The 15,016-nt window shown below is 70.7% G+C and carries 16 protein-coding genes; 7 read left to right on the top strand and 9 right to left on the bottom strand.

Annotated features, from left to right (window positions below; genetic code table 11):
- Window positions 1-5 precede the first annotated feature (5 nt).
- Together nusA and rimP are read right to left on the bottom strand one after the other, a co-directional pair.
- Window positions 6-1,706, bottom strand: coding sequence for a transcription termination factor NusA (nusA, locus tag JYK02_RS02960; RefSeq protein ID WP_207048318.1), 1,701 nt, complete (start codon window positions 1,704-1,706; stop codon window positions 6-8).
- A 70-nt stretch (window positions 1,707-1,776) separates the two neighbouring features.
- Entirely contained in the window at window positions 1,777-2,262 is a 486-nt protein-coding gene (rimP, locus tag JYK02_RS02955) for a ribosome maturation factor RimP (RefSeq protein ID WP_207048317.1), read from the bottom strand.
- 210 nt (window positions 2,263-2,472) lie between these two features.
- Between rimP and JYK02_RS02950 the strand changes: the two genes are divergently transcribed.
- The 6 genes from JYK02_RS02950 to JYK02_RS02925 all read left to right on the top strand — a co-directional run bounded on the left by JYK02_RS02950 (window position 2,473) and on the right by JYK02_RS02925 (window position 8,941).
- On the top strand, window positions 2,473-3,276 hold the full coding sequence (locus tag JYK02_RS02950; RefSeq protein ID WP_207048316.1) for a carbon-nitrogen hydrolase family protein: 804 nt from the start codon (window positions 2,473-2,475) through the stop codon (window positions 3,274-3,276).
- A gap of 131 nt (window positions 3,277-3,407) precedes the next feature.
- Window positions 3,408-3,818, top strand: coding sequence for a FecR family protein (locus tag JYK02_RS02945; protein WP_207048315.1), 411 nt, complete (start codon window positions 3,408-3,410; stop codon window positions 3,816-3,818).
- Window positions 3,815-4,672, top strand: a complete 858-nt coding sequence (locus JYK02_RS02940; protein ID WP_207048314.1) for a peptidoglycan-binding protein LysM — start codon at window positions 3,815-3,817, stop codon at window positions 4,670-4,672. The genes JYK02_RS02945 and JYK02_RS02940 overlap by 4 nt, the downstream gene beginning before the upstream one ends.
- A 26-nt stretch (window positions 4,673-4,698) precedes the next feature.
- Window positions 4,699-6,417, top strand: a complete 1,719-nt coding sequence (locus tag JYK02_RS02935) for an HD domain-containing phosphohydrolase (RefSeq protein ID WP_207048313.1) — start codon at window positions 4,699-4,701, stop codon at window positions 6,415-6,417.
- Window positions 6,418-6,519: 102 nt separating this feature from the next.
- Window positions 6,520-6,861 (top strand): gamma-butyrobetaine hydroxylase-like domain-containing protein, encoded by a 342-nt coding sequence (locus tag JYK02_RS02930; RefSeq protein ID WP_207048312.1) that lies wholly within the window; start codon window positions 6,520-6,522, stop codon window positions 6,859-6,861.
- Between the two features lie 31 nt (window positions 6,862-6,892).
- Entirely contained in the window at window positions 6,893-8,941 is a 2,049-nt protein-coding gene (locus JYK02_RS02925; protein WP_207048311.1) for a protein kinase domain-containing protein, read from the top strand.
- Between the two features lie 21 nt (window positions 8,942-8,962).
- Here the strand turns inward: JYK02_RS02925 and JYK02_RS02920 are convergent, their stop codons facing one another.
- From JYK02_RS02920 to JYK02_RS02900, 5 genes are all read right to left on the bottom strand, one after another.
- Window positions 8,963-9,511, bottom strand: coding sequence for a ClpXP protease specificity-enhancing factor SspB (locus JYK02_RS02920; RefSeq protein ID WP_207048310.1), 549 nt, complete (start codon window positions 9,509-9,511; stop codon window positions 8,963-8,965).
- Window positions 9,512-9,546: 35 nt separating this feature from the next.
- Window positions 9,547-10,032, bottom strand: a complete 486-nt coding sequence (gene smpB, locus JYK02_RS02915) for an SsrA-binding protein SmpB (protein WP_014398822.1) — start codon at window positions 10,030-10,032, stop codon at window positions 9,547-9,549.
- Window positions 10,033-10,049: 17 nt separating this feature from the next.
- The gene (gene panC, locus JYK02_RS02910; RefSeq protein ID WP_207048309.1) at window positions 10,050-10,904 is read right to left on the bottom strand and encodes a pantoate--beta-alanine ligase; all 855 of its coding nucleotides are present in this window, start codon (window positions 10,902-10,904) and stop codon (window positions 10,050-10,052) included.
- Between the two features lie 2 nt (window positions 10,905-10,906).
- Window positions 10,907-11,815: a 3-methyl-2-oxobutanoate hydroxymethyltransferase gene (gene panB, locus JYK02_RS02905; RefSeq protein WP_207048308.1), complete on the bottom strand. Its 909-nt coding sequence runs from the start codon at window positions 11,813-11,815 to the stop codon at window positions 10,907-10,909.
- A gap of 173 nt (window positions 11,816-11,988) precedes the next feature.
- A complete protein-coding gene (locus JYK02_RS02900) occupies window positions 11,989-12,630 on the bottom strand; it encodes a deoxynucleoside kinase (RefSeq protein WP_120527230.1) in 642 nt (213 codons plus the stop codon).
- Between the two features lie 182 nt (window positions 12,631-12,812).
- Here JYK02_RS02900 and JYK02_RS02895 point away from each other — a divergent pair, with 182 nt between their 5' ends.
- Window positions 12,813-13,103 (top strand): hypothetical protein, encoded by a 291-nt coding sequence (locus JYK02_RS02895; protein WP_207048307.1) that lies wholly within the window; start codon window positions 12,813-12,815, stop codon window positions 13,101-13,103.
- Between the two features lie 8 nt (window positions 13,104-13,111).
- On the opposite strand, the gene rsmA is transcribed toward JYK02_RS02895, so the two are convergent.
- Both rsmA and tsaD read right to left on the bottom strand, forming a co-directional pair.
- Window positions 13,112-13,990 (bottom strand): 16S rRNA (adenine(1518)-N(6)/adenine(1519)-N(6))-dimethyltransferase RsmA, encoded by an 879-nt coding sequence (rsmA, locus tag JYK02_RS02890; protein WP_207048306.1) that lies wholly within the window; start codon window positions 13,988-13,990, stop codon window positions 13,112-13,114.
- Window positions 13,991-14,000: 10 nt separating this feature from the next.
- Window positions 14,001-14,999: a tRNA (adenosine(37)-N6)-threonylcarbamoyltransferase complex transferase subunit TsaD gene (gene tsaD / locus JYK02_RS02885; RefSeq protein WP_207048305.1), complete on the bottom strand. Its 999-nt coding sequence runs from the start codon at window positions 14,997-14,999 to the stop codon at window positions 14,001-14,003.
- Between the last annotated feature and the right edge of the window lie 17 nt (window positions 15,000-15,016).

The following is a 15,016-nucleotide window of genomic DNA, read 5'->3' as shown; positions in this document are numbered from 1 at the left end:
TGTGGTTACGGTGCCTTGGCCGCTTCAGCGCCCTCCGAGCCACCAGCCGAAGCCAGCAGCCCCCGCTCCGCGTTCAGTTCCGCGCGCAGCTTCGCCTCTTCCACCAGGTAGTTCTCCGCCGCGCTCTTCAGCTGGCGGGCCTTCTTGATGCCCACACCCGGCACGTCACCCAGGCGGGTGAGGTCCTTCTCGTTCGCGATGTCCTCCACCGTGCGGTAGCCGGCGAGGATGAGCTGCTCGATGGTCTTCTCGCCGACGCCGCGCACGCGCGCCATGCGCTCCGGCTGGGACAGCTCGTCCGGGTGGCGGCGGGCCTCGGCCAGGCGGGCCTGCTCGCGCTCGTAGTCCATGCGCGACAGCTCCTGCTGGTCCTCCACCATGCGCTTCTTGGCCTCCTCCTGCATGGAGGGGATGCGGGTGGGGTCGATGCCGGGGATCTGCGCCAGCACCTCCGCGTTCGCGTCCGCCACGTCGCGCGCCTGACGGAAGCCGTGCGCGTAGAGCGTCTCCACCAGCATCTCGTTGACGCCCGGCAGCGCGCCCAGCGAACGGCTGGCGAACTCGCGCATCTCCCGCACGCGGCTCTCGCTGTTGATGTCCAGCTTCCAGCCGGTCAGCTGAGCCGCCAGACGCACGTTCTGGCCGCGCCGGCCGATGGCCAGCGACAGCTGGTCGTCCGGGACGATGAGCTCCATCGCGTGGTTCGCCTCGTCGATGATGACGCGGCTGACCTCCGCGGGGGCCAGGGCCGAACACACGAAGCGCGCCGGATCCTCGTCGTAGGGGACGATGTCGATCTTCTCTCCGCGCAGCTCCTGCACCACCGCCTGCACGCGGCTGCCCTTCATGCCCACGCACGCGCCCACGGGGTCCACGTCCGAGTCACGGCTGGACACGGCGATCTTCGCGCGGCCACCGGGCTCACGCGCCGCCGCCTCGATGACGACGATGCCTTCGGCGATCTCCGGCACCTCCATCTCGAAAAGCTTGGTGAGCAGGTTCACGGACGCGCGCGACAGGACGATCTGCGGGCCCTTGGACTCACGGAGCACGTCCAGCACGTACGCCTGGACGCGGTCGCCGGGGCGGTAGGTCTCACGCGGGACCTGCTCGCGCACGGGCAGCACGGCCTCCGCGCGGCCCAGGTCCACCACGATGTTGCCGCGCTCGAACCGGCGGGCGATGCCCGTGACGATCTCGTTCTTGCGGTCCTTGTACTCGTTGAAGACGTTCTCGCGCTCGGCGTCGCGGGTGCGCTGCAGGATGACCTGCTTGGCCGTCTGCGCGGCGATGCGGCCGAAGCCGCGGCGGAAGGTCTTCAGGCGCAGGATGTCGCCGTACTGGTCGTCCTGGGCCTTCGCCTCGGCGGCGTCCTCGTCCCGGTAGAAGATCTGGAAGACGAGCTCGTCGCCGGGCTCCACTTCCATGCCCTTCTTGTGGGCCTCGTCCATGGTGATCTGATTGACCGCCTGGACGGGGTCGGTGATCTCCGCGACCACGGTGATGGCCTGGAAGAGCTCCACGACGCCCTTCTCCGGGTCGTACTTGGCCTCCAGGTTGCGGTCCTGGCCAAAGTGCTTCTTGGCCGCGGTGTTCATCGCGTCCTCGAGGGTGGCAATGAGCACGGCCCGTTCGATGCCCTTGTCCTTGGCGACCTGATCCAGGACGAGGTTGAGGTTGACTGCCGGGTTGGCGGGCGTGGGCATGGCTTTGTCTTCTCCGAAAATGGGTCCACGGGCGGCCCTGGCGCGAACAGGGTCCCCTGTATGTGGGCTTCTAGAACTCGAACTCCAGATTGGCCTTGGCGATGTCCTTGAAGGGGATGACGAACACGCCGCCCCCTTCCACGTCCACGGAGATGGCGTCGGCCGCCACATCGGTGAGCGTGCCGCTGAAGTTCTTCCGCGGAGGCTCGCCCAGCGGGCCGAAGGTCTTCACCTTGACCTTCTGCCCCTTCACCCGTTCGAAGTGTCCCGGCTTCTTCAGGGGCCGGTTCACCCCGGGGCTGGACACTTCCAGGTTGTATTCCTGGGGGATGAAGTCCTCCACGTCGAGCACCGGATCCACGGCGCGCGACACCTGGGAGCACTCCTCCAGTCCCACCCGGCCACCGGGCTTGTCGATGAACAGCCGCAACACCCAGCCCTCGCGCTCACGGACGTACTCCACGTCCAGGAGCTCCAGGCCTTCGTTCGCCACGATGGGGTCCAGCAGCGCCGCTGCCTTCTCCTCCACCGTCTGTTTGATGTTCTTCGACTCCATGGCCAGGAAACAGGTCTCCAAAAACGCGAAAAGCGGGCACGGCGGCCCACTTTTCGATGTGATGCGTTCGAAAAATGTCGGGGCGTCCGTAACACACGCCCCCTCGGGGTGTAAAGGAAGGACACACCCCGAGGCACCGGGTCAAACGCCCCCCGGGATTGAAGGATTCCCAGGGGTTCCGAGTGACGCCGGTGGCGTTATAACGCGCCCATGCACCTCATCGCCGCCGCCCAGATGGTGTCCACCGCGGACAAGGCCCACAACCTGGACGTGGCCACGCGCCTCGTGCGCCAGGCCGCCTCCCTGGGAGCCCACCTGGTGGGCCTGCCCGAGAACTTCTCCTGGATGGGTCCGGAGCCCGAGCGCCCCTCCGCCGCGGAAGCGCTGGACGGCCCGACCCTGAGCCGGATGGCGGAGCTGGCGCGGGGGACGAAGACGACGCTGCTGGCGGGCTCCATCCTGGAGGAGGGAGCGCCCGGCGGCCGGCTCTACAACACCAGCGTGCTGTTCGGCCCGGACGGCGCCCGGCTGGCCGTGTACCGGAAGATGCACCTGTTCGACGTGGACGTGGGCGACGGGGCCACCTACCAGGAGTCCGCGGCGGTGGCGCCCGGGACGGAGGTGGTGGCGGTGGACACCCCGGTCGGCCGGCTGGGCATGAGCGTCTGCTACGACCTGCGCTTCCCGGAGCTGTACCGCCGGCTGTCGAAGGACGGGGCCACGCTGCTCGCGGTGCCGGCGGCCTTCACGATGATGACCGGCAAGGACCACTGGGAGGTGCTGCTGCGCGCCCGCGCCATCGAGAACCAGGCGTACGTGCTGGCGCCGGCCCAGGGCGGGCGGCACTCGGCGCAGCGGCTGACGTACGGCCACGCCATGGTGGTGGACCCGTGGGGCCTGGTGACGGCGCGGGCCTCCGAGGGCGAGGGACTGGCGCTGGCGCCGGTGGACCCGGAGCTCCAGGCACGCATCCGGCGGAATTTGCCGTGCCTGGCGCACCGGCGGCTGGACTAGGCAGGCGCCCGTGAGCGGGATGGGGCGGGGGCCTCTTCCGGCGCGGCTTTTCCCAGTTAGAGTGGGCCTTCAGGAAGACCCCTCTGGTGAATGGACGACGCTGGCCTCCCCTGTTTTTCGCGGTCGCACTCATGGCCCTTCCTCCCGGCTGCACCGCCGATGAGAAGCCCCGTGGGCCCACCGAGGCGCCCCTGCCGCCGCCGGTCGCGCGCGCGCACCTGCGGGAGCTGACGGGGGACGTGCAGATCAAACGCGCGGTGGCGGACGAGTGGAGCCCCGCGCGCGACGAGCTGCCCCTCTACGAAAACGACAAGGTCCGCACCGAGGCCGGGGCCAGCGCCCAGATCGTGTTCGCCAATGGGAGCACGCTGCACCTGGGGGGCGATTCCCTGGTGGGAATCGCGGAGAGCAAGCTTCGAACGGACGTCACCGTCCTGAGGGGACGGGTGGACGCCACCCTCGAGAAGCCGGCCACCCAGTCGCTGTCCGTCACCACCCCATCCGCCACCGTCCGGGCGGGCAGGAAGATTGAATTCCAATGAAGGCCGCCCTCTGGCTCAGCGCGTGGATGGGGCTGTCCGTGGTGCCGTCAACTGCTCCGACGGCGACGGTGGTGCGCGAGCCACCGGAAGGCGCTCCCCTGCCCGGAGGCGCCGCCACGCCAGGACCGCGCAAGGCGCCCGGCACGGAGCCGCAGACGGCGCTCAAGGCGCTGGAGATGTCGCGCGCGGCGGTGAAGGCCGCGCCGGACGATGCGCGCCGGCGTGAGGCCGAGACCCGTCTCCAGGAGGCGGAGGCGCACTACCGGGCCGCGCGCTACGCGGACGCGCTTCACAAGGCGGACGAGGCGTGGGCGCTGCTCAACCCGCCCCAGCCGTCCAACTTCACGGTGGAGGTGGACCACGACGGCGGCACCACCACCGTCACCCACCGCCAGGGTCCTCCCGTCACCGTGGAGGCGCAGCACGCCACGCGCGTGCTGGCGAAGGGCGAGTCCGTGCGCGTGCAGCAGGGCACCGTGCTGCCGGAGCCGCCGGGCGCGCCGCGGCTGGAGCTGCCCGCGGACAAGGCCCGCCTCGTGCTGAAGCCCGCGTCCGGGGCGGCGCTGCTGGGGCCGGTGACGCTGTCGTGGGCGGCCGTGACGGGCGCCACGCGCTACGAGGTGGAGGTCGTCTCCGAAGGGGTGGAGGGTGGAGCGGCACCGGCGCCGGTGCGCTCGGTGGTGGCCGCGCGGCAATGGACGTTGCCGGCGCTGCCCGCGGGCCGTTATCGCTGGACGGTGACGGCGGTGAGTCCGGAGCAGGGGCGGTCCCTGCCCTCCCAGACACGGCGCTTCGAGCTGGCCGCGGAATCGCTCGAACTCAACGTCAAGGTGAAGAACGGCTGGCAGAAGTAGCCGCCCGTCCGCGAGGAGCCACCGCCGTGCGACTTTTCAAAGCCATCCTCCTCCTGATGCTCGTGGTCAGCATCATCCCCACGCTGATGGTGGGCTGGTTGTCGGTGTCCCATACCCGGGAGCTGCTCATCCGCGACGCGCAGGAGCTGGCGCAGGAGCGCGTGAAGCAGCTGCGGCTCAAGGCGGAGAGCTACCTGGAGGACCCCACGGAGATGGTGGTGGGGCTGTCCAGCGTACCGGGCGGCTTCCTCACCCTCCCGCGCGACACGCAGAAGCTGCACATCGCGGCGGTGCTCAACCAGCGCCCGGAGGTGCTGGCGCTCACCGTGTTCGGCGCGGACAAGCAGCGGCTTCCGGGGCTGCAGGCCTTCGCGGTGCACGACATGGCGCCCAGCGCGGTGGCGGAGCACGAGGAGCGCGCGCGGGCCCTGCTGGATGAAGGGCTCACCGGGGTGCGCTACTCGGACGTGGTGGCGTCCCAGGGCGGAGGCAACGGCGGGCCGGTGGTGACGCTGGCCTTCCCCGTGGGCGACCCGGTGCAGGGCTACATGGCCGCGGACCTGACGCTCGCGGGCCTGCGGCAGATGCTGGCGCAGGAGCGCGTGGGCAGCACGGGGTTCGCGTACCTGGCGGACCGGCACGGCCGCTTGATCACCGGCGGCGGAGACCTGGGCGCGGTGGGCGACGACGTATCGAACCGGCTGCCCCTGGCGCACCTGCTCAAGCAGCGCGAGGGCACGCCCGACACGGAGCTGTTCCACGTGGGCAACTTCGGCGAGGGGAGAGACGCCGTGGTGTCCGCGTACTCGGTGCTGCCGGAGGCGGGCTGGGCCATCGTGTCCGAGCAGCCGGTGGAGCACGCCTACCGCCAGGTGGAGACCATGGAGCGGCGCATCCTGCTGGGCCTGGGCGGCGCCATCCTGGTGGCGCTGGTGCTGGCGGCCATCTTCTCGCGCAACCTCACGCAGCCCCTGAAGACCTTCATCGCCACGTCGCTGGAATTGGCGCGCGGCAAGTTCGGCGTGGAGGTGCACCTCAAGCAGAAGAACGAGCTGGGGGAGCTGGCCCAGACGTTCAACTACATGAGCAAGCAGCTCATGGCGTACGACATGGAGACGCGCGGCCTCTACGAGAGCCTGGAGAAGGGCTACCTGGAGACCATCGTCGCGCTGGCCAACTCCATCGACTCCAAGGACGCGTACACGCGCGGCCACAGCCAGCGCGTGGGCGACGTGGCGGTGGAGATTGGCAAGGAGCTGAAGCTCACCGAGCGCGAGCTGCGGCAGCTTCAGTACGGCGGCATCCTCCACGACATCGGGAAGATTGGCATCGCGGAGAACATCCTCTGCAAGCAGTCCCGGCTCACCGACCAGGAGATGGCGACGATGCGCGAGCACCCCGCCATTGGCGACGCCATCATCGGACCCGTCACGTTCCTGGGCTCGGTGCGCGCGTGCGTGCGCCACCACCACGAGCGCTGGGACGGCACGGGCTACCCGGACAAGCTCAAGGGCGAGTCCATCCCGCTGCTCGCGCGCATCGTGGCGTGCGCGGACACGTTCGATGCGTGCACCTCCACGCGCCCCTACCAGAAGGCCATGCCGCTGGAGAAGGCGATGGAGATCCTGGACAACCTGAGCGGCGCGCAGCTGGACCCCAAGGTGGTGGTGGCCCTGCGCGCGGTGCTGGCCCAGCGGGGCGTGCGGCTGGAAGGCCACCGGCAGCCCGTCAAGCTGGCTTCCTGAAGCTCCGCGCCCCGGGCCCTCGCCGGTTTCGCGGCAGCCACCCCACCCCGCCGGAAGGATGGTAGGGAGGGGCTGCTGCCTCAAGCTTTGGAAGGTGGACCGGTGAGCAACTTCTGGGATCGCATCAAGCCCGCGCCCAAGCCCGTCAGCGCGACGGATGCGAAGCTGTCCGCGGACGGCGAGTCTTTGACGCTGACGTGGGACGACGGCGTGACGACGACGGCCACGGCGCAGGTGCTGCGTCAGCAGTGCCCGTGCGCCGCGTGCGTGGACGAGTGGACGGCGAAGCGCACGCTGGATCCCTCGCAGGTGCCCGCGAACCTGCGCGTGCTGCAGATGCAGCCCGTGGGGAACTACGCGCTCGCATTCCTCTTCAGCGACCAGCACAACACGGGCATCTACCCGTGGAAGCACCTGCGCGACATCACCCAGTCGCAGGGCTGACGCGCCCCACCGCGCCCTACCGGAGGTCCTCGTGACGTCGCGCTATCGGCTGCTGCAACCGCTGGCCACGGGTGGCATGGCGGAGCTGTTCCTGGGGGTGGCGAAGGGCGCGGAGGGCTTCGAGCGCACCGTGGCCATCAAGCGCGTGCTGCCGCACCTGGCGCGCGAGACGGACATCGCGAGCATGTTCGTCTCCGAGGCGCGGCTGGCCATGCTGCTGCAGCACCAGAACATCGTCACCGTGCACGACGTGGGGGAGAGCGCGGAAGGGCTCTTCCTGGTGATGGAGCTGGTGGACGGCTGGGACCTGGGCGCGCTGATGCGCGCGGTGACGCGCCAGGGGCTGCGGATTCCTCCGCACCTGGCGGTGTTCATCGCGAGCCAGGCCCAGGCGGGATTGCAGCACGCGTACCGGCGCCAGAACGGCGGGCAGGTGGTGATGACGGCCCACCGGGATGTGTCGCCGTCCAACCTGCTGGTGTCGCGCGAAGGCGAGGTGAAGGTCACGGACTTCGGCATCGCGCGGCTCGCGGGCCTGTCGCGCACGGAGCCCGGGGCGTTCAAGGGCAAGGTGCCCTACGCGGCGCCGGAGGTGCTGCGGGGCGAGCCGGCCACGGCGCTGAGCGACCAGTTCTCGCTGGGCACGCTGCTGGCGGAGATGCTCGCGGGGCAGCACCCATTTGGTGGATCCGCGGAGCCGATGGCGGTGGCGTACTCCATCCTCAACCGCGCGCCCGCGTCGCTGCCGGACGTGCCGGCGTCGCTGGCCACGCTGGTGCTGCGCATGCTGTCGCGCGACCCGGCGGGCCGCTTCCCGGAGCCGGAGGACGTGTCGGAGGCGCTGGCGCGCTGGCTGGCGACGACGGGCGAGCCCGCGTCGTCGCACGCGCTGGCGACCTTCCTGCGCGGCGTGCGGCTGCCCATGTCCGTGGGGGACGTGGCCCGGGCCGCCCTGGCGGAGGCCCCCGAGTCGACGTCCGCGTCGTTCGTGATGACCACGTCGCCGCGCGAAGGCATGGACACGGGGCGGGTTCCGTCCGCGTCCAGCGCCGCGTCGGCCACGGTGGCCTATGGCGGCGGGGCCGCCGGTGCTTCGTCCGCGCCGTGGAAGGCGCCCGCGTCAGCCATCCCCGTGGGGGCGGAGGAAGAGGAGCCGTGGAGCCCTCCGGTGGGAGGCGTCTCGCTGTCCGCGTCCGGCGCCGTGGTCCACACCTGTGCGCTGTGTGGCTCGGCCCTGGAGTCACCGGAGTCGCCCTGTGAGTCCTGCACGCGTGGGCCTTCCGCGAGCGAGCCTGCGTGGCCCGGCGCCGAGCCCGTGGCTCCCCGAGGAGCGGGGCCCGGTCCTTCGCGGCCTCCGGTGGGCGCGGCCGCGTCGCGAGCGGCGGGCGCTGGTCCCGCGGCAGCGCGTGGTGCGGAGCCGGCCACGGCACGGACGGCGGGCGCTGGTCCCGCGGCAGCGCGTGGTGCGGAGTCCACCGCGTCCGGACGGTCTCACGCGATTGCGGCGTCCTCACCTGCTCAGGGGAACGCGGCGGCCTCTTCCGCGCGGCCCCGGGTGAATGCGCCCGCGGCCCAGGCTCCGGCGGCTGCGCCCGCGCTGGCCACGCAGTCCCTGTCGGACGTGGACGAGTCGGAGCGGGTGAACCGGCCCAACATCCGGCAGGCGGCTCAGGGCGACCTGGAGCTGGAGGAGCGCGCGCCCCGTCCGGAGGAGACTCCGCATTGGGAGTTCGAACCCGTGGCCGCTTCCCGTCCCCGTCGGCGCTGGGGGCTGGCGGTGGCGCTGTTCGGCATCGCGGGGGTGCTCGCGGCGGGCGCGCTGTACCTGTGGCCCCGCTACGAAGCGCAGGTGATGCACGCGCTCGGGGCTCCGACGCCGCTCTTGTCCATCCGCAGCGAACCCTCCGGCGCCACCGTCCTGGTGGATGGCGTGGAGGTGGGCGTGACGCCGCTCGCGATGGACAACACCTACCCCTCGCGCTCCATCTCCGTGCAGCTCAAGCTGCGCGGCTACCGCCCCTGGACGGGCACGTTCATGGGCGGGCGGAAGGCGGAGGTGGAGGCGGAACTCAAGCGCTGACGAAGCGCCGCCTCGGCGGGTCTACTTCACCAGCCGCAGGTGGCCACGGCGCGGCGGCTGCGGCTCCTCCGGGGGGCCCCCCTCGGGCGGCGGTGGCGGCGCGGCCACCTCCGGGCGCGTCTCCGGCTCGTCCGTCCTTTCGGCCTGCACCTCGCGCAGGAAGGCGCGGGGCCTTTCAGCGGCGACGGGCACGGGCGCGGGCGGCGGCGGACGCGCGACGGAGGCCGCCGACGCCCCCGGGGGCTGCTGGAGCAGCTCCGGCGGCATCTCCTCCGGGTACATCCAGAACTCCTTCGTCACGTGGCTGGCGATGGCGAACAGCGCGGACCAGGGCACCGCCACCGTGAAGCGCGAACCGGAGAAGCTCAGCGTGGAGCGCACGCCCCACTCACCCACCGTGAGGTCGGGTGGCTCGAAACGGTAGGAGAGGTTGAGGCGCAGGTGTGCTTCGCCTCGGAGGCTGGCGGGGACGAGCACGCCGGGGCGGCGCGCGTCCAGGTGGATCATCACCATCCCCTGGTCGAGCGCGGCCAGCAGCCGCTCCTTCTTGTCGGAAACCTTCTTGTCCATTCCAGCCTGTCCGGCGGGGAATTGCGGGCGCGCCCTCAACGACGGCGCACTTCCCGGTCCATCTCCCGCTTCGTCTCCCGTTCCTTGATGTCGTGGCGGCGATCTTCGTGCGTCTTGCCGCGGCACAGGCCCAGCTCCACCTTGGCCCGCCCCTTCCTGAAGTACAGCACGAGCGGGATGATGGAGTAACCGCGCTCGCGCACCTTCGCCGTCCACCGGTCGATCTCCGCCCGGTGCATCAGCAGCTTCCGGCCCCGGGTGGGAAGGTGGTCGAAGACACTGGCCGCCTTGTAGGAGCCGATGTGGGCGTTGAGCAGGAACAGCTCCGTGCCCTTCTGGAGCGCGTAGGCGTCCGACAGGTTGGCCGTTCCTTCACGCAACGACTTCACCTCGCTCCCCGTGAGCTCCAGCCCGGCCTCTATCTTCTCGTCCACCGTGTAGTCGAAGCGCGCACGCCGGTTCTCGGCAATGAGCTTCACCCCCGGCTCCGCACCCACACCCTTCGACTTTCCAGCGGCCATAACGTGTCCCGGGTCTCCTAACCGGCCAGCGGCATGTTGTCGATGAGCCGCGTGGTGCCCGAGAAGGCCGCCACCAGCATGCGCGCCGTCTGTCCGGGCGCCACCGTGACCAGGGGTGCCAGCGTCCCCGCGTCCCGCACCTCCACGTAGTCCTCCCGGAGGTCCGCTGCCTGCAATTCACGGCGGGCGGCCTCCACCAGCGCTCCCGTGTCCCGGGTGCCGGAGGCGAGCAGGGCCTGGGCCGCCCGGATGCCCTTCGACAGGGCGAGCGCCCGGCGGCGTTCATCCGCGGACAGATAGGCGTTGCGGCTGCTCATGGCCAGCCCGTCCGGCTCGCGGATGGTGGGCATGCCCACGATGTCCGCGCCCAGGTGCAGGTCTCGGTTGAGCGTCCTGATGACCTGGAGCTGCTGGTAGTCCTTCTCACCGAAGAGCGCCACGGCCGGCCGGAACAGCGCCAAGAGCTGCGTGACGATGGTGGCGACGCCCCGGAAGTGGCCGGGACGCCGCTCGCCGCACAGCCCCTGGCTCACCTCCGTGACCTCCACGTAGGTCTGGTAACCTGCGGGGTACATCGCCGCGGGCTCGGGCGCGAACACGGCCGTGACGCCCGCGCTCGCGCACTTCGCCAGGTCCCCTTCGAAGTCGCGCGGGTAGCGCGCCAGGTCCTCGCGGGGGCCGAACTGCGTGGGGTTCACGAAGATGGAAGCGGCCACCACGTCCGCGCGCCGGCCGCCCTCCCTCATGAGCGAAACGTGGCCCTCATGGAGGAAGCCCATGGTGGGCACGAGCGCCAGGGACTTTCCCTCCTTCTGGAGGGACGCGACCCAGGCCTTCACTTCGGCGACGGTGCGCAGGACGTGGGGGGCCATGGCTAGACCGGAGCCCCGTAGATGCCGCCGACCTTCTCCGCGGCCTCGCCCGCGCCTTCCGCGTCGGGCACGACGGGCGTGGGCGTCACCAGCCGGATGCCCTTGGTGGCCTTGAAGCTGTGGTCCTCGTCCGGGAAGGTGCCCGCGCGCACTTCGGCGAAGTACGTGTTCGCGGCCTCCGTGATGTTCCCGTGCAGGTTGGCGAAGCGCTTGACGAACTTCGGCTTGAAGTCCGGGTTCATGCCCAGCAGGTCGTAGCAGACCAGCACCTGGCCATCACAGTGCTTGCCCGCGCCAATGCCGATGGTCGGAATCTTCAGGCTCTGGGTGATGGTGCGCGCCAGCTCCAGCGGCACGCCCTCCAGCACCAGCGCGTAGCAACCCGCGGCCTCCAGCGCGAGCGCGTCGTCCAGCATGCGGCGCGCGGCGTCTTCATCACGCCCCTGCACCACATAGCCGCCCATCTTGTGGACGGACTGGGGCGTGAGGCCCAGGTGGCCCATGACGGGGATGCTGGCGCGGACGATGGCGCGCACGGTGTCGGCGAACTCGGCGCCGCCCTCCAGCTTCACGCTGCCCACGTTGCCTTCGGAGACGAGCCGCCCGGCGTTGCGCACCGCCTCCTGCGGCGACACCTGGTAGCTCATGAACGGCATGTCCCCCACCACGTGCGCCCGCTTCGCGCCGCGGCTCACCGCCGCCGAGTGGTAGATCATCTGGTCCATGGTGACGGGCAGCGTGGACTCCTGGCCCTGGATGACCATGCCCAGCGAGTCACCGACCAGGAGCACGTCCGCGCCTCCCTCATCGAGGATGCGCGCGAACGTCGCATCGTACGCGGTGACCATGCAGATCTTCTGACCGGACTGCTTCAGGCGCTTCAGCGTGTGGATGGTGACCTTGTCCTTCACGGTTCACCTCCTGTGGGCAAGACGGGTGGGACAGCCTCGTGGAGCGTCAGGCCCCTCGCCGTCCCCAGGGGGATCGCCGGAGGCCAGGGTTCCACGGGGATGCACTCTAACGCCCTCGGGGCCGCGTGGGGGGATGACCGCATCCCGCCAGGCAACCAACCAGGCGGCGGCCGTCAGCCCCGGCGGGACCGGGGGGTGTAGTGCTGCACGCCGGACTTGGCGGACGCGATGGCCTGCATCAGGTCCTCGCGGTCCTGCTCGTTGTGCACGAAATCGATGTCCGACGTGTTCACCACGAGGAGGGGCGTGTCCTGGTAGTGCGCGAAGAAGTCGTTGTACGCGTGCGTGAGCGACTCCAGGTAGCCCGCGTCGAACTTCCGCTCGAACTCACGGCCGCGCTTCTTGATGCGATGCAGCAGCACGTCCAGTTGGGCCTGGAGGTAGATGACCAGGTCGGGCTGCGGGACGCGAGGCCCCAGCGCTTCGAAGACGCGGTCGTAGAGGGCCAGCTCGTCCGAGGCCAGCGTGAGGTTGGCGAAGATGCGGTCCTTCGCGAACAGGTAGTCACTCACGGTGACGGCGCGGAACAGGTCCTGCTGGAAGAGCTCCTGCTGCTGACGGAAACGCGACAGCAGGAAGAACACCTGCGTCTGGAACGCGAACTTCTGCCGGTCCGCGTAGAAGCTGGAGAGGAAGGGGTTCTCCTCCACGACCTCCAGGATGCGGCGGCTGCCCAGGCGCTCCGTGAGGAGGTTGGTGAGACTCGTCTTGCCCACGCCGATGGGGCCTTCGACGACGATGTAGCGGTGGTCCATCGGCCCGAGGCCTCCGCCCCCGGAATCCACGCATGGGACACATGCGCGCGCGGGGGGCGGATAACACAACCATGCCCCCGTGCATCCGGCAATTTTCGCCGGGCCATCCCACCCTTGCGCGCTCCGGAGTCATCCCCTACGGTGCCCGCGAACACGCAAGCAGCGGGAGCAGCGGGCCACAGATGCGCGGCAGGCAGCGGGTGAAGACGTCGGTGGTGGACCTGGTGGAGCCCACGGAAGCGGCGCCCGCCGCCCGTCCGGCCACGGCCCCGCCCGCACCTCCCGTGGACGTGGATCCACTCTATGGCGTGGCCCTGCTCAAGACGGCCTTCGAGCTGAAGCGCCGGCCGGAAGGCTCCGTGGACGACGTGCTCAGCGGCGTGCTCGCGCGCCTGCGCATCGACGAGGACGAGTTCCGCGCGTTCCTCGCCCAGCAGGGTGGGCTCCTGGCCGCGCTGGGCCAGAAGCGCTGACGTCTCCCCTACTCTTCTGAAGAGCCCTCTTCCGGCGCGTCCGGAGGCGGCGGCGCCATGGCGGTGACGGGGCCCAGGGCGCGCTCGATGGCGGCGAACTCCTCCGGGGACAGCGTCTCCGCGCGGCGGCCCGGGTCGATGCCCGCCGTCTGGAGCGCGGCCAGCATGGCCTCCGGCGTCGCCAGGCCCTTGTCGGACTTGAGCGAGTTGATCAGCGTCTTGCGGCGCTGCGCGAAGCCGGCCTTCACCAGCCGCGTGAAGCGGGCCTCGTCCACCAGCGGCGCACGGGGCTGCTTGAGCCGCGTGAGGCGCAGCACGGCGGAGTCCACCTTCGGGGGCGGATGGAAGCGCCACGCCTCCAGCGTGAGCACCTGCTCCACGTCGAAGTGCAGGCCGAGCAGCACCGTCAGCAGGCCGTAGTCGCGGTTGCCGGGCTCCGCGGCCAGCCGCACCACCACTTCCTTCTGGAGGGTGAAGACGGCGCGCGAGATGTGGGCGCGCTGCGCGAGCACCTGGAAGAGGATGGGGCTGGTGAGGTGGTACGGCAGGTTGCCCACGAGCGCGATTTCCGGCGCGCCGGCCACCTGGGCGAAGTCCACCGTGGCGGCGTTGCCGGACACCACGCGCACGCCGGGGATGGCCTCCTTCTCCAGCACGGCCACCATGTCGCGGTCGCGCTCCACGGCGGTGACGCGCGCGCCGGTGGCGGCGAGGAAGCGCGTGAGGTGGCCCAGGCCCGGGCCCAGCTCCACCACGGGCTCGCCCTCGCGCAGCGCGAGCGCGTCCGCGATGGACTGGAGCGCGTCCGGGTCTCCGAGGAAGTTCTGTCCCCAGCTGTGCTTGGCCCGCAGGCCGTGGCGCTTGAGGATGTCGCGCGGAGAATCCACTGTCAGGCCCCTACTCCATGCGCCAGGCGGGGTCGGCCGCGAGGCGGAAGTCACCGCGCAAGCCGCGGCGCCACGCTTCATATCCCGCGACGGCGATCATCGCGCCATTGTCCGTGCACAACCGCACCGGCGGCAGGAACATGCGCAGGCCCCGCTCCTCCGCGCGCTGCTTGCACAGCGCCCGGAGCCGCGAGTTCGCCGCCACGCCGCCGCACAGGACGAGCTGGTGGTGGCCCAGCTTCTTCGCCGCGGCGACGAGCTTCTTCGACAGCACGTCCGCCACCGCCTCCTGGAACGACGCGCACAGGTCGTGCAGCGCCTGGCCCTCCGGCACGCCGTGCTTCTGGACGTGGTGGAGCACGGACGTCTTCAGCCCGGAGAAGGACACGTCCAGGTTGTCGCCCGGCAGCGCGCGCGGGAAGCGGATGGCCTCCGGGTCGCCCTTCTGCGCCAGCTGATCAATGGGCTGTCCGCCCGGGTACGGCAGGCCGAGGATGCGCGCCGTCTTGTCGTAGGCCTCGCCCGCGGCGTCGTCGCGCGTGCGGCCGACGAGGCGGTAGTTCCCGTAGTCGCGCACCTCGTAGAGGCTGGTGTGGCCGCCGGAGACGACGAGCCCCAGGAACGGCGGCGCGGGCGCGTCCTCCAGGAGGCGGATGGCCAGCAGGTGCCCTTCCAGGTGGTTGGCGCCCACGAAGGGCTTGCCGGTGGCGAGGCTCAGCCCCTTGGCCACCTGGAGCCCCACGAGCAGCGCGCCGATGAGGCCGGGGCCGGACGTGACGGCGATGAGGTCGATGTCGTCCAGCGTCTTGTCCGCGCGGGTGAGTGCCTCGTGGACGACGGGCATCACCTGGACGATGTGGTTGCGGCTGGCCAGCTCCGGCACGACGCCGCCCCAGCGGCGATGGATGTCCACCTGCGTGGAGACGACGTCCGACAGGACGCGCCGCCCGTCCTCCACGACGGCGGCGGCGGTTTCATCGCACGAGGTTTCGAGTCCCAGGACGAGCACGACGACTCCAGCAAGGA

The organism is Corallococcus macrosporus, from assembly GCF_017302985.1.
In the GTDB taxonomy this organism is placed as follows: domain Bacteria; phylum Myxococcota; class Myxococcia; order Myxococcales; family Myxococcaceae; genus Corallococcus; species Corallococcus macrosporus_A.
This window is presented reverse-complemented; position numbering and strand designations above follow the sequence as displayed.

What these genes read in the sequence shown, in the direction of transcription:
- JYK02_RS02900 (WP_120527230.1), bottom strand. Translation starts at nt 12,630, where the DNA reads ATGGACCACCGCTACATCGTCGTCGAAGGCCCCATCGGCGTGGGCAAG.
- nusA (WP_207048318.1), bottom strand. Translation starts at nt 1,706, where the DNA reads ATGCCCACGCCCGCCAACCCGGCAGTCAACCTCAACCTCGTCCTGGAT.
- JYK02_RS02945 (WP_207048315.1), top strand. Translation starts at nt 3,408, where the DNA reads ATGGCCCTTCCTCCCGGCTGCACCGCCGATGAGAAGCCCCGTGGGCCC.
- JYK02_RS02940 (WP_207048314.1), top strand. Translation starts at nt 3,815, where the DNA reads ATGAAGGCCGCCCTCTGGCTCAGCGCGTGGATGGGGCTGTCCGTGGTG.
- panC (WP_207048309.1), bottom strand. Translation starts at nt 10,904, where the DNA reads ATGGCCCCCCACGTCCTGCGCACCGTCGCCGAAGTGAAGGCCTGGGTC.
- JYK02_RS02895 (WP_207048307.1), top strand. Translation starts at nt 12,813, where the DNA reads ATGCGCGGCAGGCAGCGGGTGAAGACGTCGGTGGTGGACCTGGTGGAG.
- JYK02_RS02920 (WP_207048310.1), bottom strand. Translation starts at nt 9,511, where the DNA reads ATGGACAAGAAGGTTTCCGACAAGAAGGAGCGGCTGCTGGCCGCGCTC.
- smpB (WP_014398822.1), bottom strand. Translation starts at nt 10,032, where the DNA reads ATGGCCGCTGGAAAGTCGAAGGGTGTGGGTGCGGAGCCGGGGGTGAAG.
- rimP (WP_207048317.1), bottom strand. Translation starts at nt 2,262, where the DNA reads ATGGAGTCGAAGAACATCAAACAGACGGTGGAGGAGAAGGCAGCGGCG.
- JYK02_RS02950 (WP_207048316.1), top strand. Translation starts at nt 2,473, where the DNA reads ATGCACCTCATCGCCGCCGCCCAGATGGTGTCCACCGCGGACAAGGCC.